General features: G+C 61.1%; 20 protein-coding genes. 11 read left to right on the top strand and 9 right to left on the bottom strand.

Features of this window, described 5'->3' with window-relative positions; genetic code table 11:
• The first annotated feature begins 26 nt into the window (after positions 1-26).
• The 3 genes from OJHNALOF_RS11575 to hda all read left to right on the top strand — a co-directional run bounded on the left by OJHNALOF_RS11575 (position 27) and on the right by hda (position 3,042).
• Positions 27-1,295, top strand: coding sequence for a uracil-xanthine permease family protein (locus tag OJHNALOF_RS11575; RefSeq protein ID WP_094200638.1), 1,269 nt, complete (start codon positions 27-29; stop codon positions 1,293-1,295).
• A 62-nt stretch (positions 1,296-1,357) separates the two neighbouring features.
• Positions 1,358-2,326 carry a DUF2066 domain-containing protein gene (locus OJHNALOF_RS11580; RefSeq protein WP_094200639.1) on the top strand — a complete coding sequence of 323 codons (969 nt, stop codon included), beginning with the start codon at positions 1,358-1,360 and terminating at the stop codon, positions 2,324-2,326.
• Positions 2,323-3,042: a DnaA inactivator Hda gene (hda, locus tag OJHNALOF_RS11585; protein ID WP_165662115.1), complete on the top strand. Its 720-nt coding sequence runs from the start codon at positions 2,323-2,325 to the stop codon at positions 3,040-3,042. The genes OJHNALOF_RS11580 and hda overlap by 4 nt, the downstream gene beginning before the upstream one ends.
• Positions 3,043-3,261: 219 nt before the next feature.
• Here the strand turns inward: hda and OJHNALOF_RS11590 are convergent, their stop codons facing one another.
• A complete protein-coding gene (locus tag OJHNALOF_RS11590) occupies positions 3,262-3,639 on the bottom strand; it encodes a DUF2069 domain-containing protein (protein WP_094200641.1) in 378 nt (125 codons plus the stop codon).
• The gene (gene arsC, locus OJHNALOF_RS11595; protein ID WP_165662116.1) at positions 3,639-3,986 is read right to left on the bottom strand and encodes an arsenate reductase (glutaredoxin); all 348 of its coding nucleotides are present in this window, start codon (positions 3,984-3,986) and stop codon (positions 3,639-3,641) included. Before arsC ends, OJHNALOF_RS11590 begins: the two co-directional genes overlap by 1 nt.
• Before the next feature lie 50 nt (positions 3,987-4,036).
• On the opposite strand from arsC, the gene OJHNALOF_RS11600 reads away from it, so the two are divergent.
• Positions 4,037-4,492: a TlpA disulfide reductase family protein gene (locus tag OJHNALOF_RS11600; RefSeq protein ID WP_094200643.1), complete on the top strand. Its 456-nt coding sequence runs from the start codon at positions 4,037-4,039 to the stop codon at positions 4,490-4,492.
• A 160-nt stretch (positions 4,493-4,652) separates the two neighbouring features.
• Here OJHNALOF_RS11600 and OJHNALOF_RS11605 read toward each other — a convergent pair whose 3' ends face one another.
• The gene (locus OJHNALOF_RS11605) at positions 4,653-6,095 is read right to left on the bottom strand and encodes a M48 family metalloprotease (protein WP_370462320.1); all 1,443 of its coding nucleotides are present in this window, start codon (positions 6,093-6,095) and stop codon (positions 4,653-4,655) included.
• Between the two features lie 111 nt (positions 6,096-6,206).
• Between OJHNALOF_RS11605 and OJHNALOF_RS11610 the strand changes: the two genes are divergently transcribed.
• From OJHNALOF_RS11610 to OJHNALOF_RS11620, 3 genes are read left to right on the top strand one after another with little or no spacing between them, the layout of a single operon-like run.
• Entirely contained in the window at positions 6,207-6,434 is a 228-nt protein-coding gene (locus OJHNALOF_RS11610; protein ID WP_240919725.1) for a sulfurtransferase TusA family protein, read from the top strand.
• An 11-nt stretch (positions 6,435-6,445) separates the two neighbouring features.
• The gene (locus OJHNALOF_RS11615) at positions 6,446-7,516 is read left to right on the top strand and encodes an AI-2E family transporter (protein WP_094200645.1); all 1,071 of its coding nucleotides are present in this window, start codon (positions 6,446-6,448) and stop codon (positions 7,514-7,516) included.
• A 32-nt stretch (positions 7,517-7,548) separates the two neighbouring features.
• Complete coding sequence (locus OJHNALOF_RS11620) at positions 7,549-8,886, top strand: sodium-dependent transporter (RefSeq protein WP_165662117.1); 1,338 nt, start codon at positions 7,549-7,551, stop codon at positions 8,884-8,886.
• Positions 8,887-8,946: 60 nt separating this feature from the next.
• Here the strand turns inward: OJHNALOF_RS11620 and OJHNALOF_RS11625 are convergent, their stop codons facing one another.
• Positions 8,947-9,783, bottom strand: coding sequence for a tetratricopeptide repeat protein (locus OJHNALOF_RS11625; RefSeq protein ID WP_165662118.1), 837 nt, complete (start codon positions 9,781-9,783; stop codon positions 8,947-8,949).
• Positions 9,784-9,795: 12 nt separating this feature from the next.
• Entirely contained in the window at positions 9,796-10,512 is a 717-nt protein-coding gene (locus OJHNALOF_RS11630) for a 4'-phosphopantetheinyl transferase superfamily protein (RefSeq protein WP_165662119.1), read from the bottom strand.
• A gap of 155 nt (positions 10,513-10,667) precedes the next feature.
• Here OJHNALOF_RS11630 and OJHNALOF_RS11635 point away from each other — a divergent pair, with 155 nt between their 5' ends.
• Positions 10,668-11,111 carry an NlpC/P60 family protein gene (locus OJHNALOF_RS11635; protein ID WP_094200649.1) on the top strand — a complete coding sequence of 148 codons (444 nt, stop codon included), beginning with the start codon at positions 10,668-10,670 and terminating at the stop codon, positions 11,109-11,111.
• 83 nt (positions 11,112-11,194) lie between these two features.
• Here the strand turns inward: OJHNALOF_RS11635 and OJHNALOF_RS11640 are convergent, their stop codons facing one another.
• Entirely contained in the window at positions 11,195-13,048 is a 1,854-nt protein-coding gene (locus tag OJHNALOF_RS11640; RefSeq protein WP_165662120.1) for a DUF3413 domain-containing protein, read from the bottom strand.
• Between the two features lie 32 nt (positions 13,049-13,080).
• Positions 13,081-13,308, bottom strand: coding sequence for a YejL family protein (locus tag OJHNALOF_RS11645; RefSeq protein WP_165662121.1), 228 nt, complete (start codon positions 13,306-13,308; stop codon positions 13,081-13,083).
• Positions 13,309-13,385: 77 nt separating this feature from the next.
• Between OJHNALOF_RS11645 and yejK the strand changes: the two genes are divergently transcribed.
• The gene (gene yejK, locus OJHNALOF_RS11650) at positions 13,386-14,381 is read left to right on the top strand and encodes a nucleoid-associated protein YejK (RefSeq protein ID WP_165662122.1); all 996 of its coding nucleotides are present in this window, start codon (positions 13,386-13,388) and stop codon (positions 14,379-14,381) included.
• A 65-nt stretch (positions 14,382-14,446) separates the two neighbouring features.
• Here the strand turns inward: yejK and ahpF are convergent, their stop codons facing one another.
• On the bottom strand, positions 14,447-15,988 hold the full coding sequence (gene ahpF, locus OJHNALOF_RS11655; RefSeq protein ID WP_165662123.1) for an alkyl hydroperoxide reductase subunit F: 1,542 nt from the start codon (positions 15,986-15,988) through the stop codon (positions 14,447-14,449).
• An 86-nt stretch (positions 15,989-16,074) separates the two neighbouring features.
• Complete coding sequence (gene ahpC / locus OJHNALOF_RS11660) at positions 16,075-16,641, bottom strand: alkyl hydroperoxide reductase subunit C (protein WP_094200654.1); 567 nt, start codon at positions 16,639-16,641, stop codon at positions 16,075-16,077.
• An 846-nt stretch (positions 16,642-17,487) separates the two neighbouring features.
• Here ahpC and OJHNALOF_RS11665 point away from each other — a divergent pair.
• A complete protein-coding gene (locus OJHNALOF_RS11665; RefSeq protein ID WP_165662124.1) occupies positions 17,488-19,086 on the top strand; it encodes an isocitrate lyase in 1,599 nt (532 codons plus the stop codon).
• 268 nt (positions 19,087-19,354) lie between these two features.
• The gene (locus OJHNALOF_RS11670) at positions 19,355-21,493 is read left to right on the top strand and encodes a methyl-accepting chemotaxis protein (protein WP_165662125.1); all 2,139 of its coding nucleotides are present in this window, start codon (positions 19,355-19,357) and stop codon (positions 21,491-21,493) included.
• Positions 21,494-21,497: the final 4 nt, after the last annotated feature.

Here is a 21,497-nt window from a genome sequence, read left to right on the forward strand (position 1 = left end):
TTTTCTGCTGTTTGAGGTTGTAACAAATGAATCCCGCTGAACGCACTCAGGAGCTGGCGCCCGGCCAGCCGGCGGTGCACACCCCCCTGCGTCAGGCCCTGGCCGGCTCCCAAATGTTGTTTGTGGCCTTTGGCGCCCTGGTGCTGATGCCGCTGATCACCGGCCTGGATACCAATGTGGCACTGTTCACCGCCGGTATCGGTACCCTGGTGTTTCAGATCTGTACCAAACGCCAGGTACCGATTTTTCTGGCGTCCTCCTTTGCCTTTATCGCGCCCATTCTTTATGGCGTGCAGACCTGGGGTATTCCCGCCACCATGAGCGGCCTGATGGCGGCGGGAATCATGTATGTGCTGCTCAGCCAGCTGGTACGCTGGCGCGGCACTGCCTTGCTGACCCGGCTGCTGCCCCCCGTGGTGGTGGGCCCGGTGATCATGGTGATTGGCCTGGGCCTGGCGCCCATGGCGGTAAACATGGCCATCGGCAAGAGCGGTGACGGCAGTGCCGTGCTGGTGGCGCACGACACCGCGTTGTGGTTGTCGCTGGGCTCCCTCATTACCACCCTGCTGGTGTCCACCCTGGCCAAGGGTGTGTTCCGGCTGGTGCCCATCACCGCCGGCATTGCCGTGGGTTATGGCATGGCCCTGGCCATGGGCGTGGTGGACTTTTCTCCGGTGCGGGATGCGCCCTGGTTCTCCCTGCCCAACTTTGTGGCGCCGGAGTGGAACTGGCAGGCGGTGCTGTTCATGATTCCGGTGGCCATTGCCCCGGCCATTGAGCACATTGGTGATGTGCTGGCCATCGGCTCGGTGACCGGCAAGGACTACCTGAAAAAGCCCGGCCTGCACCGCACCCTGCTGGGAGACGGCCTGGCCACCGGTGCCGCCTCCCTGTTTGGCGGCCCGCCCAACACCACTTACTCCGAAGTGACCGGCGCCGTGATGCTGACCAAGAACTTCAACCCGGTGATCATGACCTGGGCTGCCGGTTTTGCCATTGCCCTGGCCTTTGTGGGCAAGTTCGGCGCCCTGATGCAGAGCATTCCGGTGCCGGTGATGGGCGGCATCATGATCCTGCTGTTCGGCTCCATCGCCACCGTTGGCCTCAACAGCCTGATCAAGCATCAGGTTGATCTGTCTCAGGCCCGCAACCTGTGCATCGTGGCGGTGATTCTGGTGTTCGGCATCGGCGGCATGGCCTTTGGCATCGGTGATTTCAGCCTGCAGGGCATCAGCCTGTGCGGCATTGTCGGCATTCTGCTGAACTTGGTGCTGCCCAGGGAGCGGCCCCATTGATTCTGGCATGAGTCCCGGTCAGTGGTTATCATGAGCGCCCGATTTTCGACAATGGCCAAGTCATGCTGAAACAATTGCTGCTGTCGCTGATGCTGCTGGGTTTCGCCGGCGTGTCGGCCGCGTCCGTGTTCGAGGTGACCCTCGATCCTGCCCCCTACAGCCGAAAACTGGCCCGGGAACAGGCGGTGGATGTGTTGCTGGCCCGGCTGGCAGGCAGTGCGGCCGAGGCGTCCTGGGTACGGGACGAAATACGTGAGAACGGCGCCCGTTACCGTGAAGACGAGCAGACCGGCGGTGGCTATCGAGTGCGTTTTGAGCGGGGCGAACTGTTGCCCCTGCTGGAAAGCGCCGGGCTCAAGGCCTGGACCGGGCCACGGCCATCGCTGCTGGTGTGGCAGGTTAACGGCCAACGAGCCCTCGATACCATGACCACCGGCTGGCGCCGGGCCGGCAGCGATTTTGCCGTGCCGATTTTGTGGCCGCTGTGGGATCTGCAGGAGCACCTGCAGGTGAACAAGGACGCCCTGCTGCAGAATGGCGCCCTGACCGAGGCCAGCCGCCGCTATGGCGCCGAGCTCTGGCTGGCGGTACAGCAACGGGGTGGTCAGCTGGACTGGCGGCTGTTTTCCCGGGATGGCGAGCCCCCCCTGGCCCAGGGGCAAGCCGGTGATCCGGCCGGCGTGCTGGCGGCGGTCAACGATTACTGGGTGACCCATCAGGGCGTCCAGCGCGCACCGGCCCCGGTCAATCAGGCGCCGGCCGAGGCGTTGCAGGCCGGCGCCCATGCCCCGGGAGAGTACATCCTGGTGGTGACCGGCCTGCGGCATTTCGCCGACACCGTTCGCCTGCAGCAACGGCTGGCGGCGCTGGACGGCGTGAGTGGTGTGCAGTTGCTGGACAGTGCCGGCGATGAAGTTCGGCTTAAGCTGATGCTGTCGGGCCCCGCTGGTGCGGTGCAGGGCCTGCTGGCCGGCGCCGGCCTCAGTGCCCTGGGTGAGCATCGTTACCGGCTGGCGGAGGCGCCCCGGTGAGCCGTGCCGGTGATGCACAGCAACCGGCCCAGCTGGCCCTGGCGGTGCAGCTGCCCGATGATGAAACCTTTGCCAGCTTCTATCCGGGCGACAATGCCCAGCTGATCACCGCCCTCAAAAACGCCGCCCTGGGGCAGGGGGACGAGGTGATCTACCTCTGGGGCCAGCCCGGCTCCGGCCGTTCCCATCTGCTCCATGCCACCTGCGCCGAAGTCAACGCCAGCGGTGAGGCGGCCACCTGCCTGCCCCTGCACGCTCATCGACGCATGTCGCCGAGTCTGCTCGACGGCATGGAGCTGCTGCCGCTGGTGTGCCTCGACAACCTGGATGCCATTGCCGGGATCGATGAGTGGGAGCGGGCGGTGTTCAACTTCTTCAATCGCCGGCGGGAGCGGGCGTTGGGCACCCTGGTGATCAGCGCCTCGGCACCGTCCCGTAATCTGGGCCTGGGGCTGCCGGATCTGGCGTCGCGGCTGGACTGGGGCGTGGCCTATCAGCTGAAAACCCTGGATGACGAAGGCAAGCTCAGCGCCCTGCAGCTGCGGGCCGAGCTGCGCGGCTTCAAGCTGCCCACCGACGTGGGCCGGCTGCTGCTGAGCCGGCTGTCCCGGGACATGAGCACCCTGCTGGCGGCGTTGGATCTGCTCGACAACGCTTCCTTTCAGGCAAGGCGCAAGCTGAGCCTGCCCTTTACTCGAGAAATACTGGGGCTTTAAATCGGGGGCTGGGGAATAGGGATTGGGGAGCTCCGTAGGTTGGGGTTCGCTTCGCTTATCACAACCTATTGCTATATGCCATTGACTCCGGGTCATGCCTGGTGTGACGGCGGTGTAGGCCCCGATTTATCGGGGCGCGTTATTTGAGCGCAGCACCGAATGTGGCTTTATTTGCCCGGCTAAAGCCGGGCCTACAAGCCAATCCCCAGTCCCTAGTCGTTAATCCTTTTTCTTCTTGCGAATACTCAGGCCCAGCTCGCGGCCGCGCAGCTTGGCGTAGTAGCTGTTGCCCACGAACATCAGGGTGGCCAGCAGCAGCTCAACCAGCGCCAGCCAGCGTTCTCCCTCATCCACCCACAGCAGGGTCAGGGAGTGCAGAAAGTAGGGCATGATCAGAAACACCGCCCAGGCGTGCGTATAAGGATTGCCCTTGAGCATGCCCCGCATCGGAATAAACAGCCAGGGCAGCCACATGGTCAGCATAAAGCCGGCACCCAGCTCCGGATGCGGTGACAACAGGCCATGCCAGAGCGCCACCCAGACGATCAGGCCGAGATAACCGGTAAGCGCCAGCTTGCGGGCGAAGGCGGTAGTCATTACAGAATATCCAGTACTTGCTCGGGCGGACGACCCAGGGCGGCCTTGCCGTTGCACACTACAATGGGGCGCTCAATCAGTTTGGGGTTGGCGACCATGGCTTCAAGCAGCGCCTCCTCGTCGGTCACGTCCGCCAGTCCCAGGGTCTTGTATACCTCTTCCTTGGTGCGCATGAGCTGGCGGGCCGAGGCCATGCCCAGCTGGGTCAGCAGGGTTTTCAGCTGATCGGCGGAAGGCGGGGTGTCCAGGTATTTGATCACCTCGGGCTCAAGTCCCTTGTCCTGCAGCAGGGCCAGGGTCTCCCGGCTTTTGGAGCAGCGGGGATTATGATAGATAAACAGACTCATTATTCACTCCTGTGGCGTGGCTGCGGGCATTGTATAGAAGGAAAAGCGCAATGAGCAAACTTCCGCTCTGGGTTTTGACGATGGTGCTGGTGCTGGCCGGCTGCCGCGAGGCGGCCACCCTGACCCTGGCCGATGGCGAGCAGCGGCGGCTGGCCGATTACCGGGGAGACTGGCTGGTGGTGAACTATTTTGCCGAATGGTGTGCCCCCTGCCTGCGGGAGCTGCCCCTGCTCAATGCCCTGAATGACGCCGCCGGACCGGCGGTGCTGGCGGTAAGCTTTGATGCCATGCCGGCCCAGGCGCTGCAACAACTGCAGCAGCGCCTGGCCATTCGCGTGCCGGTGGCGGCCGGCCTGGAAGGGCCCTGGCCCTTTGAGCTGCCCCGAGTGTTGCCCACCACCTTTGTGCTCGATCCCGACGGCAAGCTGGCAGAGCGCCATCAGGGCGAGCTCAAGGCGGAGGATATTGCACGCTGGCAGCATCATTATTGGGGGAGTAAGGACTAGGGGTTAGGGACTTGTGTGTCGTTATTGGTGGACCGAGGTAGGTTGGAATGAGCGCAGCGAATTCCAACATTCCACCGCCGCCTGCGTGTTGTGATTCGCTCCGCTTATCGGCAACCTACGACCGTACACTTTTCCAGTCCCCAGTCCCTAGTCCCGAGCCTTAGTTCCTCAGCGCGTCCCATTCCTGCTGCTGCTGGCGCAGTTGTTCCAGCCGGGCGCCGAGGCGGGCCCGCTGCATGGCGTCCTGAGACAGGGTGGCGGCCAGTTCCATTTGCTGCACTGCCACGTCGTAGCGGCCCTTGAGTGCGGCCAGCTCGGCCTGGGCCCGGCGAAACGCGGACTCGTCGCTGAGCGGGCGCAGGGACTGGGCCAGCAGCTCCCAGGCCAGGGCGGCATCGGGCCGGCGGCGCAGGTAATCGTCGAGCAGGGCGGCGGCGTCCTGATTACGGCCGGCCTGCAGCAGGCTGTCGGCCAGGTTAATCATGATCACGGTATTGTCAGGCAGGCGCCGGCGGGCCTGCTCCAGCCGGGCGATGGCGGCCTCGTGGCGGCCTTCGGCGTTGTCTACATCGGTCAGGGCGTCGAGCACGAACAGGTTGCCGCCGTGACGCTCGGCCAGCTGCATCAGCAGGGGCCGGGCCTGCTGATGCTGGTTGATTTCCATCAGCCCCAGGGCCTGGCCGTAGCGGGCGGCGTCGGGCAACCAGGCACCGCCGGCCTTCACCTGCTGCTCAAAATACCGGTGTTGCTCCGTGGTACCGGCCTGTTGCAGCCGCACCATGATGCGGGCCTTGGCCAGTTGAAAGTCAAGCGAGGGCGACAACGGCCGGACGGCATATTCCGCCGCCCGGCTACGGGCCTCGGCGATACGGCTGGCGGGCAGCGGGTGGGTCAGCAGCATCTGGGGAGGGGTGCTGGCAAACTGGTACTTGTCAGAGAGCTTCTGAAAAAAGCCGGCCATGGCGTTGGGATCAAAGCCGGCGTTGTACAGCAGGCGCAGGCCCAGCCGATCGGCCTCAAATTCGTTGTCCCGCGTGTAGTTGATGGCCGACTGCATACGCAGCCCCAGGGTGGTCTGCAGGGCGGCCATGCCCGCCTGGGGGTTGACCACCGCCAGCGCCACCGAGCCCACCAGGCCGGCAATGGTCAGGGGGGTGCCGCGGGACTGGGATTCCAGGTAGCGGGCAATGTGGCGCTGGGTGACGTGGGTGATTTCGTGGGCCAGCACCGAAGCCAGTTCGCTTTCACTTTCCGCGTACAGGAACAGCCCGGTATGCAGCTGCACCACGCCGCCGAGAAAGGCGCTGGCGTTGATGCTGTCATCCCGAATCAGCAGAAAGCGAAAGGGAAAACGCACCGAGTCGGCCTGGGACAACAGCTTCAGCCCCAGATCGGAGATGTATTCATTCAGCACCGGATCGTCCACCACCGGCTGATTGGCCCGGGCGAAGCGGCTAAAGGCGTCGCCAAAGCGCACTTCCCGCTCCACCGACATGGCGCTGACCCCGGCGGTGCCTATGTCGGGCAGGCTGTTATCGGCCTGAGCGGGCTGGGCCGCCGTCAGCGCCATTGCCAGCGCCAGTGAAAGGGTGCGGTACATCATGTGGGCTTGTTCCTTGCTGAATGCAGATCGGCAGAATAACTGTCCGCCTTGAGTGGAACAAGCATTGTTTGGCGCTGGCAGGCGAGGGATAATGCCTTCTTTTTACAAAGGATGAGTATGGACCGCCTGGACGCCGGCGCGCTGCGTTGCCCGCAGCCATTGCTGGAGCTGAAACTCTGGCTGAAGTCGGCCGGGGCCCGCCAGCGACTGTGGCTGCGGCTGACCGACACCGGCTCGCGCCGGGACATTCCCGCCTATCTTGTGCGCACCGGCCAGGGAGTTGAGGTCGTCACGGACTGCCCCGAACAGCTAGTACTCATCGTCACCAAACACTCATAAGGAAGCTCTGCATGTTGGATGTTCTCAAGCACTGGTATCGGCAGCGGTTTTCCGATCCGGGGGCGGTGGTGCTGTTTTTGCTGCTGCTGTTCGGTTTTGTGGTGGTGTATTTCATGGGGCGCATACTGGCGCCGTTTTTCGCCGCCGTGGTGATTGCCTACCTGCTGGAATGGCCGGTGGGCCGCCTGCGCCGGCTGGGGTTGGGCAGAGGGCCGGCGGCCGGGGTGGTGTTGCTGATGTTTGCGGTGTTGCTGGTGCTGTCGCTGGTCAGCCTGGTGCCGTCCATTCTCAACCAGAGTGTCAACCTGGCGCGGGAAGTGCCCACCATGATCAACCGGGCCCAGGAAGTGCTGCTGACCCTGCCCGAGGAGTATCCGGAGCTGGTGGACGTTACCCTGATGCAAAACCTGCTCAACGATCTGCGCGGCCGGCTGGTAGGCTCGGCCGACGCCATACTGAGCGTTTCCATCAGCTCGCTGACCAATGTGGCGGTATTGATGGTGTACCTCATTCTGGTGTCGGTGCTGGTGTTCTTCATGCTCAAGGACAAACCGGCGCTGCTGCAGAGCATGCGCCGCTTTCTGCCTCGTAACCGGGAGCTGATCTCCCGCGTGTGGCACGAGATGAACGTGCAGATCGCCAACTATGTGCGCGGCAAGGTCATTGAAATCCTGATCGTCGGCGGTGTCAGCTATGTCACCTTTATGCTGCTGGGGCTTAACTATGCCCTGCTGCTGGCGGTGCTGGTGGGATTCTCGGTACTGATCCCCTATATCGGCGCCGCCGCTGCCACCGTGCCGGTGGCCATGGTGGGGCTGTTTCAATGGGGCTTTGCCGCCCCCTTCTTCTACCTGATGGTGGCCTACGCCATTATTCAGGCGCTGGACGGCAACGTGCTGGTGCCCATCCTGTTTTCCGAGGCGGTCAACCTGCACCCCATTGCCATTATCGTGGCGGTGCTGGTGTTTGGCGGCCTCTGGGGCTTCTGGGGCGTGTTTTTCGCCATTCCCCTGGCCACCCTGGTCAAGGCGGTGATCAACGCCTGGCCCCATCATGATGAGGCCGCGGCCGGGCCGGCCTGACGCCAATCGTTATCAATAGCAAGGAATACAAAGTGAGAGAACATTTCGCCTCCCGCTTCGGGTTTATCATGGCGGCCGCGGGAGCGGCGGTGGGTCTGGGTAACATCTGGGGCTTCCCCACCCAGGCGGCCAGCAACGGCGGTGGTGCCTTTCTGGTGACCTATCTGGTGCTGGTGTTTGCCCTGGCCTTTCCCATGCTGGTGATGGAGGTGGCCATCGGCCGCCATGGCCAGGCCAACCCGGTGGATGCGGTACGCAAACTGGGTAAAAGCCCGTTGCAGCAGTCCCTGGCGGGGCTGGTGGGTTATGCCGGCATGCTGGTGCCGAGCCTGGTGCTGTCATTTTATGCCATAGTGGCGGGCTGGCTGATGGCCTTTCTGGCCGCCAGCGTCACCCGCATGCTGGGCTGGCCGGTGGCCACCGAGTGGCTGGAGGCCTTTGGCCTGGGCCGCAATATCGTCTGGACCCTGGTGTTTTATCTGCTCACCATTCTGGTGGTGCAGGCCGGGGTGCGACGGGGCATAGAGCGCTGGTCGGCCCGGCTGATGCCGGCGCTGTTTGTGCTGTTTGTGTTGCTGTTTGGCTATATCCTCACTCAGGACGGCGCCATGGAAGGGCTGCGTCACTACTTGGTGCCCGACTTCAGCAAGGTGATGGACGGCCAGCTGCTGATCAGCGCCATGGGGCAGGCGTTTTTCTCTCTCACCATCGGCGGCTGTTCCATGTTGATGTACGGCTCCTACCTGAGCCGGCAGGAAAGCATTCCCACCACCGCCTTTCAGGTGACCCTGATCGATACCGGGGTGGCCTTTCTGGCGGGCCTGGTGATCCTGCCGGCGATGTTTGTGGCCATGAACCACGGCGTGACCATCTATGCCGATGACGGCAGCCTGCTGAGCAGCGACACCCTGGTGTTTCAGGTGTTGCCGGCGCTGTTTGACAGCATGGGCCCGGTGGGCATGCTGATGGCACTGGTGTTCTTTGTGCTGATGGCCATTGCCGCGCTGACTTCATCCATTTCCATGCTGGAGGTGCCGGTGTCTTATGCCACCGAGCGGTTCGGCACCTCGCGGCCACGCATGACCTGGCTGCTGGGCAGCGCCCTGGCGTTGTTCAGTGTGGTGATCTGCCTGAACTTCGGCACCCTGTTCGGTTTTGTGATACGGCTGTCCACCCAGAACATTCAGCCCCTGGTGGGCCTGGGCTTCTGCGTGCTGGGCGGCTGGATGTGGGGGCGGGCCAAATTGTTTGACGAGCTGGTGAAGGGGACGCCGGCGCTGTCCGATAGCCTGTTCTGGCGCATCTGGCCCTGGTATGTGCGGCTGGTGTGCCCGCTGCTGGTAGTGCTGGTGATCGGCGCCAGCTGGTAACGCCGGTGAGGGGTGAACAGTGAGGGGGAGGAGACGTCCTTTCCCCTCACATTTCACCGCTTAATACAGCATGCTGTACAGCTTGCGGCGATAGCGGGACGCCACCGGATCGGTACCCATGCTGGTCAGCATATCCAGCAAGTGCTTCTTGGCTTCGCCAAAGGACAGATCCCGCTGCAGGATCTCGATCAGCAGCTGCAGCGCTTCTTCCTGGCGGCCGGCCTGAAAATACTGCACCGCCAGCTCTTCCTTTAACTCCAGGCTGTCGGGAGTGGCGGCCAGCTTCTGTTCCAGCTCGCGCAGCTCGGGGCTGTCGGCGGCTTCTTCTGCCAGCTCCAGCCGGGCCAGCACATGCTGGTACTGGCTGTCCTGATCTGCCATGCCGATGGTGTCGAGCAACTGCCGGGTTTCTTCCAGCTTGTTCAGGGCCAGGGCGGTCTCGGCCAGGGTCAGGCGAATGGCGGCGCTGTCATTGAGCGCCCGGGCCTGTTGCAGCAGGCCATAGGCGGCCTGGGGATCCATGCCCAGCATTTGCTTGGCCTGATCCAGCAGCTGTGCCGCCTCGTCGGGCAGGTAGGGCTTGAGAAAGGTGTTAAGGGCGGCATCGTCCTGCGGGCCTTCCAACATGTCCACCGGCTGGCCGTCCTTGAACGCCACCAGGGCCGGCAGCGCCTGCAGGCCCAGCTGCATGGCGAGGCTTTGCAACTGGGGATCGGCCACGTCGACCCGGGCCAGATCCACCTGACCGTTGTCGGCACCGATCAGCCGCTCCACCTGGGCGCGCATGGGCTGGCACTCGGGCACCTGATCGGCGTGGAAAAAGATCACCACCGTTTTGCTCATGGACGCCTGGATCAGCGCCTGCTGAAAATTCTCTACCGTGATATCAACGAACATTGAGAAGCCTCTTTAGGGGTTTATGGCTAGATTGGGTTGCGGACCGGCAATTTCAAGCGCAGGGGCGCAATCCGCCGGGCTCAGCAGGCGCAGCCCGGCGGTCTCGCCAGCCACCGCCAGGGTCAGGCTGGCGCCGGCCGCATGCCCCTGATAGAGCCGGTAGGCACGTTTATGAAAGCGGGCGAGGGGCTCGCCGGGCCGCCACACTACCTTATCCAGATTATGGGCAATGCCGCCGCCGTCGGCCTTGAGCACGGCTTCCTTGACCGTCCACAGTTGCTGAAAGTCCGCTTCGGGACTGCGGCTGCTGGCCAGCCAGGCTTGCTCGTCGCCGGCCAGGTAGCGCCGGGCCAGCCGGGCGATGCGATCGGGCGGCAGGCGCCGGCTTTCCAGATCTACCCCCACCGCCGCGACGGGGCTGAACGCCAGCGCCAGCAGCGGACCGCTGTGGCTCAGGTTAAACTGCCAGCCGCCCTCGACCAAGGCGGGTTTGCCCTTGTCGTTCAGGCGAATGTCGAGCCGTGCCGGCGGCACTCCCAGGCGCGCGCCCAGATAATGGCGCAGCAGGTAGCGGCCCAGCAGGAATAACTGAGCCTGCAAGGAATGCTGCATGGTCGCCAGGCGCTCTTGTTCGGCGGAAGAGAGCGTTTTAAAGGCAGTTGATGGTGTTTTTATCGCCGATGCGTCACAAATCAGCAGTTCGGCGCCAATATCCTTGTTTTTACTCATTTTCTGCTTTGCAAAATACCGGGGTTCTGGACTAGTATCTTTGAGTTCATCAATTGGTTGCCATTATCCATATGATAAAGAAAGTCATTGTTATCGGCAGTCTGCTTGTGATGGCCGGGTGCAGCAGCACACCGGATGAGAAGTCAGGTAAAAAGATGGCTGGTAGAAAACCGTCTTCTTCCCTGACTTACAGCATCAGTACCGAGCCCATGAAACCGGCCAGATCGGCGGCCACCCTCACCAACCTGCATCAGGTCTATCAGCGCTGGCGGGGCGTGCCCTATCGCTTTGGCGGTGAGGGAGCGGACGGCATCGACTGCTCTGCCTTTACCCAGGCCCTCTACCAGGAAGCCTTTGGCATGGAGCTGCCGCGCAGCACATACGAGCAGGTAAACCTGGGGCGCGAGGTGGAGCGGGAGCAGCTGCGTCCGGGGGATCTGGTGTTCTTCCGTACCGGCCGCAGCACGCAACACAACGGCGTTTACATTGGTAACGGCAAGTTTGCCCATGCTTCTTCCAGTGTCGGGGTGACCATCTCCAGACTCGACAATGTGTACTGGAAAAGCCGTTACTGGCAGGCCCGCCGGGTTCTGGACTGAAGACCGAGTAACGAAGGTTAGGGACTGGTGACTTGGGAGCAGCACTCAATAACTAATCCCTAATCCCTAATCCCTAATCCCGGTTATTTGCCCTGAAACCGGTTCAGCTCATTCATCACCTGCATCAGCAGGGTCAGCTCCGGGTTGGCTTCCTCCCGCGCCCGGTAACTGCCGGCATCCAGCAGTTGCAGATCGCCCTGGCGGTTGAACAGGGTGATGTCGCTGCCCTGGAAAATTGCATATTCCTCTTCATCCGAGGCCAGCCGCCAGCGGCTTTCCCGCACCGTAAACAGTGACTGGCCACTGGCATAGCTGCGCAGCGGGCTGTTCACCCCCAGCGCCTGCTGCAGCAGGGTGGGGGCCAGATCCAGGTGGCTGGTGGGGTGGGCAAAGCGCTCGGGGGCTTCTCGGCCGGGCCAGGCCACCACCAGGGGAACCTGTAGCTGTGCCGGGGAATAGGCATTGCCAAAGCCCCAGGTGTTGTTGCCGTTGTCGTTGAACTCCATGCCATGGCCCGAGGTCACCACCACTATGGTATTCCGCTCCACACCCTGCAGCAGGCCAAGCAGCCCACCCAGCAGTTGATCGGTGTAAAAGGCGGCATTGCGGTAACGGTTGAGCAGGGCATCGTGCTGTTCGCTGCGATAGGGTTCGGCCGGGTTAAGTCGCTCCAGCGACGGCTGAAACGGCCCGTTCATGCCATCGGGCAGCGACAGGGCGTTGAGGGCGTCGAGATAGACAAAGGAAAACCAGGGCCGGTCGTCCTGCCCGTCGGCCAGCCAGCCGGCAAACCGCCCCAGCGCCAGTCGATCGCCTTCGGCCCCGCCCACGGCCGGCTGTTCACCCGGGCTGCGCAGGGTGGTGAAAATGGCATCCCGATACAGGGCCGAGCCGGTGCCCCCGCTGACAAAAAGCCCCAGGCGGTAGTCCTGGCGTTGCAGTTCGTCGATCAGTACCGGGGCCTTGCGCTCCAGCTCTGCCTCCTGCCGGTAGTGGGCTGGCAGGCTGTAGAACAGGCTGAACAGCGCCGGCTCCGGCCGGTTGCCGGCGCTGAGATGATTGTCAAAGCGCAGGTGGCGGTCGGCAAAGCGGCTCAGGTTGGGCATGGTAATGTCGTCGAGCTGATCGGCACGCAGGCCGTCGGCCACCACCAGTAAAATATTGGGAGCTTGCTCCGAGGGCTGCACCGACAGGGGACGCAGCGGATAATTGAGCCGTTGTTGCGGGCTGCCGGTCAGCTGTTGCGAGCGTTGCCGGTATTCCTCTTCGTCCAGCCAGCCCTGCTTTATCAAAAAGCTTTTGGCGGTCATGGGGTAGGACAGGGGAAAGTTGGCCTTTTGCAGGGTAATGGGCGTATACAGGGTGGCGTCGGCCCAGATATGCACGCTGTGGGTCAGGAAAAAACACACCAGCAGGGGCAGGGTCAGCGGCCGGGACAGGCTGCGCGAGCGGCGCGGACTCCAGCGCCACAACCAGGACGCCAGCCACAGCTCGGCCACAAACAGCAAGGGGACCCAGGCAAACAGCCAGCCCCAGCCCGGCGCTCCTTCCGCCTGGGCCTGATCCAGCAACAACCGCCACACCGAGGGGTTGAGGTGAAAGCCGAACAGGCTGAAGACCTGAGTGTCCACCAGCAGCAGGGTGAGGGCGCCGGTGGCCAGTCCCGCGCCCATTAGCTGCACCGCCCGCAGTTTTGGCACCAGAAAGGTCAGCGGAAACAGGGTCAGCAGGTAGGTGCAAAAGGTGAGGAAGGCGAAATGTCCCACCCAGCTCACCAGCATATAGCCGATGCCAAGGGCGCTGTCGGGCAGGCCGGCGGCAAACAGATAGCGGGTAGACACCGCCATGGCCAGCAGAATGTTGAAAAACACGAACCAGTGACCCCAGCCGATTAGCCGGGAGACGTTGTCGCGATAAAGGGGACCGGTTTCAACCATGACGTTGCTGTTGGCGAGAACGGAAAAGGCGCTTAATGCGCCCCTTTCTGGGTGTCGACCGAGGAGGTCAGCACACTGGCAAATTTGTCGGCAATGGCCTTGCGCTGGCCGGGGGCCACCTGATGATTGATCACATGGGTGGCCAGGTTGCCCAGTACCATCAGGCGCAGATCCGCCGGCGCCTGGTGCTTGTCCATGACCGCCTCCAGCTCGCTCAGCAGTTGGTCGAATTGTTTGTCGTACTTGGAAATCACAGGCATGGGCGTTCAATCATTTAACTTGATAACAGGGTGTCTATAATACCCCACCCCTAACGGCAACTCTATGGCAATCTGACATGAGCCTGGACATCGAACACATCATAGTGCATTCCCTGTTTGTGAATGAACAGGGGCAGGTTGCACTCGCCCGGCGAGACGACGAACTGGCCGCGGGACCGGCCGTGACCGAGCTGATGGGCGAGCTGCATCATATCTACAACACCAAGGCCGGCAAGGTATTCGGCCACTTCAGCGACGAGGATACCGGCTTTCGGGATTTGGTGCGGCGTATGGAAGATCAAAGCCTGGGCTTTGCCGCCTTTTCGCACCAGGCCGCCGAACGGCTGCTGGCGGAGCTGAACCGGCTGGACATGCAGGAAGAGGGCGTGCTGTTGTTTGTGCGCTACCAGTGGCTGGGCGCCCATTACCTGCTGATTGCCCTGCTCGACAACAAGGACAGCGTGACCGTGACCGAGCAGCTCGATGTAAGCCGGGCCAGTTACCTGGATCTGGGGCGCATGCAGCTGGCGGCGCGGCTGGATCTCACCGAGCTGCAGACCCGGCCGGAGTCAAAACGTTATTTCTCCTTTATCAAGGGTCGGGCCGGACGTAAGGTATCGGACTTCTTTCTCAACTTTCTGTCCTGTGTCGAGGGCATGGATCCCAAGGCCCAGAGCCAGGGCCTGATGAAGGCGGTGGACGAATACTGCGATGCCCGCCAGCTCAGCCAGGAAGAAAAGCTGCAGAGCAAGGCGACCATCAGCAAGTACTGCCGGGAGCAACTGAAGGAAGGTGAGGAGCTGGAGCTGCGTGAGCTGTCGGCAGAACTGGGCGCCGATGACGATCTCGACTTTTATCAGTTTGTCAGTGAGGAATATGCGCTGGAAGAGCGGTTTCCGGTAGACCGTTCGGCCCTCAAGGGCCTGACCAAATACGTGGGCTCGGGGGGCGGGCTGACCATCAGCTTTGATCAGAAGCTGCTGGGTGAGCGCATTGAGTATGATGCGGCTACCGATACCCTGACCATCAAGGGCACCCCGCCCAACCTCAAGGCCCAGCTGCAGAAAGGATAAAAAATCGTGAGGAGTCAGGGGGAGGAGTTCAAGGCTTTTCACCTCACTCCTCACCCCTCACGGGCTTATGAGCGGATCAGATGATCAAAGGCGCCCAGGGCGGCGGTGGCACCGGCTCCCATGGAGATGATGATCTGCTTGTAGGGCACGGTCGTGGCATCGCCGGCGGCGAACACCCCGGTCATGGAGGTGGCGCCACGGGCGTCAATGATCACCTCGCCGGTGCGGCTCAGCTCCACTTCCGAGCCTTGCAGAAATTCGGTGTTGGGTACCAGGCCGATCTGCACAAAGATACCCGCCACATCCAGGCGCTTGCTGTCGCCGCTGACCCTGTCGGTATACTGCATGCCGGTCACCTTGTTGCCATCCCCCAGCACCTCGCTGGTCTGGGCATTCATGATGATGTCGATATTGCCCATGGAGCGAGCCTTGCGTTGCAGCACCTCGTCGGCGCGCAGGGTGTCGGCAAATTCCAGTACGGTCACATGCTCCACGATGCCCGCCAGATCGATGGCCGCCTCAATGCCTGAATTGCCACCACCGACCACGGCCACGCGCTTGCCCTTGAAGAAGGGGCCGTCGCAGTGGGGGCAATAGGCCACGCCCTTGGTGCGGTACTCGGCTTCCCCGGGCACGTTCAGCTCGCGCCAGCGGGCACCGGTGGCGAGTATGACCGACTTGCTTTTGAGCACGGCACCGCTGGCCAGCGGCACTTCTATCAGCTCGCCCCGTTGAATGCCGGCGGCGCGCTGGTTGGTCACCAGCTCGACATCGTACTCCTTGACGTGTTGCTCCAGGCTGGCGGCCAGCTTCGGGCCTTCGGTATAGGGCACGGAGATAAAATTCTCAATGCCAACGGTATCCATGACCTGGCCGCCAAAGCGTTCGGCCACCAGTGCCGTGCGCACGCCCTTGCGGGCGGCGTAAATGGCCGCCGCGGCACCGGCCGGGCCACCACCCACCACCAGTACGTCAAAGGGATCCTGCTCGTTGAGCTCGGCGGCCTGACGCTCGGCGGCACCGGTATCGAGTTTGCCGACAATCTCTTCCAGGGTCATGCGGCCCTGACCGAAATGTTCACCGTTCAGGTATACCGCGGGCACCGCCATGATCTGGCGTTCGTTAACCTCATCCTGGAACAGGGCGCCGTCAATCATCACATGGGTGATGTTGGGGTTCAGGTTCGCCATCAGGTTCAGCGCCTGGACCACATCCGGACAGTTCTGACAGGACAGGGAGATATAGGTTTCAAAATGAAATTCACCCTTGAGATTGCGGATTCGCTCCAGCAGCTCCGGCGCCGCCTTGGACGGATGGCCGCCGGCCTGCAGCAGGGCCAGCACCAGGGAAGTGAACTCATGGCCCAGGGGAATGCCGGCAAAGCTGACCCGTGGTGCCTGCCCGGCGGGAGCCACGCCCATGCTGGGACTGCGGTCGGCCGTCACCTGCTCAAGGGTGATCTTGCTTGAGAGCTGGCTGATTTCGGTCGCCAGCGTCAGTAATTCGTTGGATTTTGCAGAGTCGTCACCGGACACGCTGATGGCTATCGGCGAGACAATGTTCTGCAGATAGGTGTCCAGTTGTTTTTTGATATTGGTATCTAACATGGTCGTGTCCTGTGCAATGAAATCAATAAAAGCAGGGGAGGGAATATTCGGCCCGCCATGGGGCGGGCCGTTGGCAGGAGCCTGACTTAGATTTTGCCGACCAAGTCCAGGGACGGGGCCAGGGTGGCTTCGCCTTCCTGCCATTTGGCGGGGCAGACTTCACCCGGGTGGGCGGCCACATACTGGGCGGCCTTGATCTTGCGCACCAAGTCAGAAGCATCGCGGCCAATGCCTTCGGCGGTCACTTCAATGGCCTGAATAACGCCCTCGGGATCGATGATAAAGGTGGCACGGTCGGCCAGGCCCTGACCTTCACGCATCACACCAAAGTTGTTGGTGATGGTGCCGGTCTGGTCGCCCACCATGTAGTACTGGATCTTGCCAATGGTGTCTGAGCTGTCGTGCCAGGCCTTGTGGGTAAAGTGGGTGTCGGTGGATACCGAGTACACTTCCACGCCCATTTTCTGCAGCTCGGCATAGTGATCCGCCAGATCGCCCAGTTCGGTGGGGCACACAAAGGTGAAGTCGGCCGGGTAGAAGAACACCACGGACCATTTGCCCTTGAGATCGGCGTCGCTCACCTTGACGAATTCGCCCTGATAAAAGGCATCGGCGGTAAAGGGTTTGATTTCGGTATTGATGGAAACGGCCATAACAGCTCCTTTCGTGTTGTCGGTAAATGTGTGTCTCGAACGCCGTTGATGGTAAGGGAGAATAGATTGTTAGGTAAAATCATTGGTTTCTATTGAATTGATTGTTGTTTCCTATTTTAAATGTCGGGAATGCCGCGACCCGCCAAAAAAATCTTCCTCTTCGACTGGCCGACCAGGGCGGCAGCCCAGCCTTAAATGAGCGAAGTTGTCGCCTGTCTGTGCCCTGTTCAGGGGCGATCATGAAAATGACAAAACAACGACACTCCTGGTAATCCGTGGTTGAGGGTACTGTAGGAGTGAATGATTTTTTGCGATCGCAAAAATACTGGTCGATAATTGTACTGGTTCCCGCTGGGCCCGGCTTCAGCCCACGGCTTACCGCGGACAGGTGGCGTATGTAAGGAAAAGGGTTTTGTTTGATATTAGTCCAAGGTTGTTATTATTTTGGTGTTAAATTTACGTAATTAAATTACATTTGTCGCCGTTGTGACCTTGATTATGGTTTTTTTGATGTGCCTTTATTCAAGGGGGTTAGCCAGTTTTTAACGTTTTATTGGGCCAGGGATGGAATGTGACATATGTTGTGTTTTAGTTAAATCGGATCTTGATTTAGGGCTTTTTTTTGCGCAACGTAATAGTCACACCGCAACGCAAAACAAAATCTGAGTCTTGTACGGCAATGCCTTTTGGCCGCTACAAGCCAAACAAACGGAAACGGGCCGAGCCGCCCTACAACAACAAGAACCCGATTGCCGAGCCAGCCGAATGCGGTGCCAACGCTGGTTTGACAGGGATGTATAACCGATTGAGCCCATGGCTCGACGCCAACAACACAGGACTGGAACCATGCCATACGCCAACGAGATCGATAAACTGGCCACCCTCATCAAACAGAACCCGAGCTGGGGCGCCATCAAACCCGAACATGCCGCCCGCATGCGCGTGCAGAACCAATTCAAAACCGGCCTTGATATCGCTAAATACACCGCCAAGATTATGCGCGAAGACATGGCCGCCTATGATGCGGATCCGGCGCAATACACCCAGTCTCTGGGTTGTTGGCACGGCTTTATCGGTCAGCAGAAGCTGATTTCCATCAAGAAACACTTTGGCAGCACCAAGCGCCGCTATCTCTACCTCTCCGGCTGGATGGTTGCCGCCCTGCGCTCCGAGTTCGGCCCACTGCCGGATCAGTCCATGCACGAAAAGACCTCGGTACCGGCCCTGATTGAAGAGCTGTACACCTTCCTGCGCCAGGCCGACTCCTGGGAGCTGAACCACCTGTTCCGTTCACTGGAAGACGCTCAGAATGCCGGAGACAAGGCCAAAGCCCAGGAAATACTGGCCCAAATTGACAACCATGAAACCCATATCGTGCCCATTGTTGCCGACATTGATGCCGGTTTTGGCAACGCCGAAGCGACCTACCTGCTGGCCAGAAAAATGATCGAAGCCGGCGCCTGCTGTATTCAGCTGGAAAATCAGGTATCCGATGAGAAGCAGTGCGGTCACCAGGATGGCAAAGTGACCGTGCCTCATGCCGACTTTCTGGCCAAGATCAACGCCGTACGCCTGGCCTTTCTTGAGCTGGGTGTGGACGACGGTGTTATTGTGGCCCGTACCGACTCCCTGGGTGCCGGCCTCACCAAGCAGATTGCCGTGACCAACGAGCCGGGCGATCTGGGTGATCAATACAACAGCTTTATCGATGGCGACGTGATTGAAAGCGCGGCAGACATCGCCAACGGCGACGTGGTGATCAAGCAAAACGGCAAGCTGGTTCGTCCCAAGCGCCTAGCTTCCGGCCTGTTCCAGTTCAAGCCCGGCTCCGGTGAAGACCGTGTTGTCATGGACTGTATCGCCAGCCTGCAAAACGGTGCCGATCTGCTGTGGATTGAAACCGAGAAGCCCCATATCGGCCAGATCAAGGGCATGGTAGACCGCATTCGCGCCGTGGTGCCCAATGCCAAGCTGGTGTACAACAACAGCCCGTCCTTCAACTGGACCCTGAACTTCCGTCAGCAGGTGTTCGATGCCTGGGCCGCCGAAGGCAAGGACGTGTCCGCCTACGACCGTGATCGCCTGATGAGCGCCGATTACGACAGCACCGAGCTGGCGCAACTGGCCGACGAGTGGACTCGCAACTTCCAGCGTGACGCCGCCCGTGAAGCCGGCATTTTCCATCACCTGATCACCCTGCCGACCTATCACACCGCGGCCCTGTCCACCGACAATCTGGCCAAGGGTTACTTCGGCGACGAAGGCATGCTGGCCTATGTGGCGGGTGTTCAGCGCCAGGAAATTCGTCAGGGCATCGCCACCGTCAAGCATCAGGACATGGCCGGCTCCAACATCGGTGATGACCACAAGGAATTCTTCGCCGGTGAGGCCGCGCTCAAGGCCGGTGGCAAGGACAACACCATGGGTCAGTTCGACAATATCTGAGCCCGGTTGACCCCATAACAATAAACCATCGCAATACCTATCTCGTTTTTCGGCAGCCCTTGAGGCTGCCTTTTTTATGTGTTTTTATTAATAGGTGTTAAGTAAAAGGTAACACTGCCGATATTCCACTTCAGCACTACATGGATACTGCATCGAGTCATTCTTACTGACCGTACGCATTAGTCATACCTCTTTATCGGTAACATGAATGGAGGGCATCCCTTGCCATAATGGTATTGGCGGTTGCTCGGAAGGATCCTTTACTATCATGCTTCACATTAAAAAAACCGCCCTGTCGGCCAAGTTGTTTGTGACCACCGGCCTGCTGTTGTTGCTTTGCGTGCTGATCCTAAACAGTGTCGTGAACCACTTTTTGAAACAGACTGCCGGCGACGTCGGGCGGGAAGCCGCGACGGTGCTGCAAGCCGAAATCAGCCAGCAGCTCAGCAGTCAGGCGGCCACTGCGGGGACCCGGCTGGCTGCCTTCATCAATGACAGCTTTCGCACCCCCCTGACCCTGGCCCAGGTGCTGGCCGCCAGTATTTCGGGACCTGCTCAGGATCAACTCAGCCGGGAGCAGGTGGTGGCGATCAACCGCCAGTTGCTGATGGCCAACCCTCAGCTCGGTGCCATTTACAGTCAATTCGAGGCGAATGCCTATGATGGCCTGGATGCTCTCTATGTGAATGGCTATACCCATTCGGTGAACGGTGCCGGCAGCTTGGAGGTGTACTTGGTACGTCAACAGGATGGTGCGCTGGAGCAATTGCGGGTGGACGACGCCGCCGAGAAACACGACACCGGCCGCAACGAACGGGGAGAGCGCAACGCCGAATGGTTTCTGTGTCCGATGGAGACTAGCCAACCCTGCCTGCTGGAGCCGTATTTGTATGAGATTAAGCCTGGCCACAGTGAATTGATGACCAGTGTAACGGTGCCCATTATCGCCGAAGGCCGGTTTCGTGGTGTGAGCGGGGCAGACATTCATCTGTCGGCGTTTCAGCAGCAGATCATGCAACTTGCCGACTCCCTTTACCATGGTCAGGCTGAAGCCTTGTTGCTCAGCAGCCAGGGGATGGTGGTGGCGTCCAGTCGTCAGCCCGACAGCCTGGGCCGTCCGCTGAGCGAGGTGATGGAAGGAAACGCATCGCAGCGCTTGCTGGCCCTGAGCGGGGGTGAGGTGAGTACGCTGGGGGATGATTATCTGTATGGCGTTTATCAAATGCCGATCACCGCAGCCGGGGTGAACTGGTCGCTGTTGATCCGGGTGCCCCGTGAGGTGGCTCTGGCTGATGTGGCCCTGCTTCAGCAGCACCTGACGGCCGGTGTGCGCGAGCTGACCCATCAGCAGTGGTTGGCCGGAGGCCTGATCATGATTGCCGGTATTGGCGCCATGGTCCTGTTGGTACGTACCATTACCCGCCCGCTCACCCTGATGAACGAACGGATTGGCAGCCTGAACAGTGCCGAGGGGGACTTGACCCGAACCGTACAGATAGACACTCATCGGGAACTGATCGCCTTGTCTGGCGGCTTTAACGGTTTCATCGAGACCCTGCGTCAGCTGGTGCTCAGGCTCAAGCTGACCGGTCAGGAGGTGGGGCGGGAATCCGATAACGGCGCCCGGCTGGCCGGCGACATGCATCAGCAGGTGACCCGACAAAACCGGGAGTTGGAGTCGGTGGTGACCGCCATGAACGAGATGAGTGTGGCCTCCGCCGAGGTGGCCCGTTTCTCCGAGCAGGCGGCGATCGAGGCGGGGCAGGCCAATCAGGCCCTGCAGGGCACTCAGGGGCGACTGGCCGGCACTGTGGATGACATCGGCCAGCTGGCCGTCGAGGTGCTGGCTGCGGCCCAAGCGGTGAACCAGGTGGCGGAACGCAGTGAGGCCATCAACAGCATTCTCGATGTCATACGGGCCATTGCCGAGCAGACCAACCTGCTGGCGCTCAATGCCGCCATCGAAGCGGCCCGGGCTGGCGAACAGGGCCGGGGCTTTGCGGTGGTGGCCGACGAGGTGCGGGCACTGGCGGCCAAGACCCGTCAGTCCACCGATGATATCGCCGAGTTGATTGAGAGGCTCAACCGGCAGGTGGGTGATACCGTGCAGATCATGGAGCAGGGAGCGGCGCGGGCCGAACACACCTCGGCGCAGTCGAAAGAGGCTTACCAGGATCTTTCCGGGGTAACAACATTGATCCAGACCATCAGTGATCACGTTACCCAGATGGCGACCTCGGCTGAAGAGCAAAGCGCGGTTTCAAGCGACATTAACCGCAACCTGACCAGACTGGGTGAGGCAGCGGCGCAACTGGCCGATCTTGCCGAGTCGGTGGGACAGCACGGTCAGCGCTTGAGCGGCCTGTCCGGGGGGCTCAAGCAGGAGTTGGGGCGCCTGAAAACCTGAGCCC

This window comes from Oceanimonas sp. MB9 (assembly GCF_011319775.1).
Classification (GTDB): Bacteria; Pseudomonadota; Gammaproteobacteria; order Enterobacterales; family Aeromonadaceae; genus Oceanimonas; species Oceanimonas doudoroffii.

What these genes read in the sequence shown, in the direction of transcription:
- OJHNALOF_RS11575 (WP_094200638.1), top strand. Translation starts at nt 27, where the DNA reads ATGAATCCCGCTGAACGCACTCAGGAGCTGGCGCCCGGCCAGCCGGCG.
- OJHNALOF_RS11580 (WP_094200639.1), top strand. Translation starts at nt 1,358, where the DNA reads ATGCTGAAACAATTGCTGCTGTCGCTGATGCTGCTGGGTTTCGCCGGC.
- OJHNALOF_RS11590 (WP_094200641.1), bottom strand. Translation starts at nt 3,639, where the DNA reads ATGACTACCGCCTTCGCCCGCAAGCTGGCGCTTACCGGTTATCTCGGC.
- arsC (WP_165662116.1), bottom strand. Translation starts at nt 3,986, where the DNA reads ATGAGTCTGTTTATCTATCATAATCCCCGCTGCTCCAAAAGCCGGGAG.
- OJHNALOF_RS11600 (WP_094200643.1), top strand. Translation starts at nt 4,037, where the DNA reads ATGAGCAAACTTCCGCTCTGGGTTTTGACGATGGTGCTGGTGCTGGCC.
- OJHNALOF_RS11605 (WP_370462320.1), bottom strand. Translation starts at nt 6,095, where the DNA reads ATGATGTACCGCACCCTTTCACTGGCGCTGGCAATGGCGCTGACGGCG.
- OJHNALOF_RS11610 (WP_240919725.1), top strand. Translation starts at nt 6,207, where the DNA reads ATGAGTATGGACCGCCTGGACGCCGGCGCGCTGCGTTGCCCGCAGCCA.
- OJHNALOF_RS11615 (WP_094200645.1), top strand. Translation starts at nt 6,446, where the DNA reads ATGTTGGATGTTCTCAAGCACTGGTATCGGCAGCGGTTTTCCGATCCG.
- OJHNALOF_RS11625 (WP_165662118.1), bottom strand. Translation starts at nt 9,783, where the DNA reads ATGTTCGTTGATATCACGGTAGAGAATTTTCAGCAGGCGCTGATCCAG.
- OJHNALOF_RS11630 (WP_165662119.1), bottom strand. Translation starts at nt 10,512, where the DNA reads ATGAGTAAAAACAAGGATATTGGCGCCGAACTGCTGATTTGTGACGCA.
- OJHNALOF_RS11635 (WP_094200649.1), top strand. Translation starts at nt 10,668, where the DNA reads ATGGCTGGTAGAAAACCGTCTTCTTCCCTGACTTACAGCATCAGTACC.
- OJHNALOF_RS11640 (WP_165662120.1), bottom strand. Translation starts at nt 13,048, where the DNA reads ATGGTTGAAACCGGTCCCCTTTATCGCGACAACGTCTCCCGGCTAATC.
- OJHNALOF_RS11645 (WP_165662121.1), bottom strand. Translation starts at nt 13,308, where the DNA reads ATGCCTGTGATTTCCAAGTACGACAAACAATTCGACCAACTGCTGAGC.
- yejK (WP_165662122.1), top strand. Translation starts at nt 13,386, where the DNA reads ATGAGCCTGGACATCGAACACATCATAGTGCATTCCCTGTTTGTGAAT.
- ahpF (WP_165662123.1), bottom strand. Translation starts at nt 15,988, where the DNA reads ATGTTAGATACCAATATCAAAAAACAACTGGACACCTATCTGCAGAAC.
- ahpC (WP_094200654.1), bottom strand. Translation starts at nt 16,641, where the DNA reads ATGGCCGTTTCCATCAATACCGAAATCAAACCCTTTACCGCCGATGCC.
- OJHNALOF_RS11665 (WP_165662124.1), top strand. Translation starts at nt 17,488, where the DNA reads ATGCCATACGCCAACGAGATCGATAAACTGGCCACCCTCATCAAACAG.
- OJHNALOF_RS11670 (WP_165662125.1), top strand. Translation starts at nt 19,355, where the DNA reads ATGCTTCACATTAAAAAAACCGCCCTGTCGGCCAAGTTGTTTGTGACC.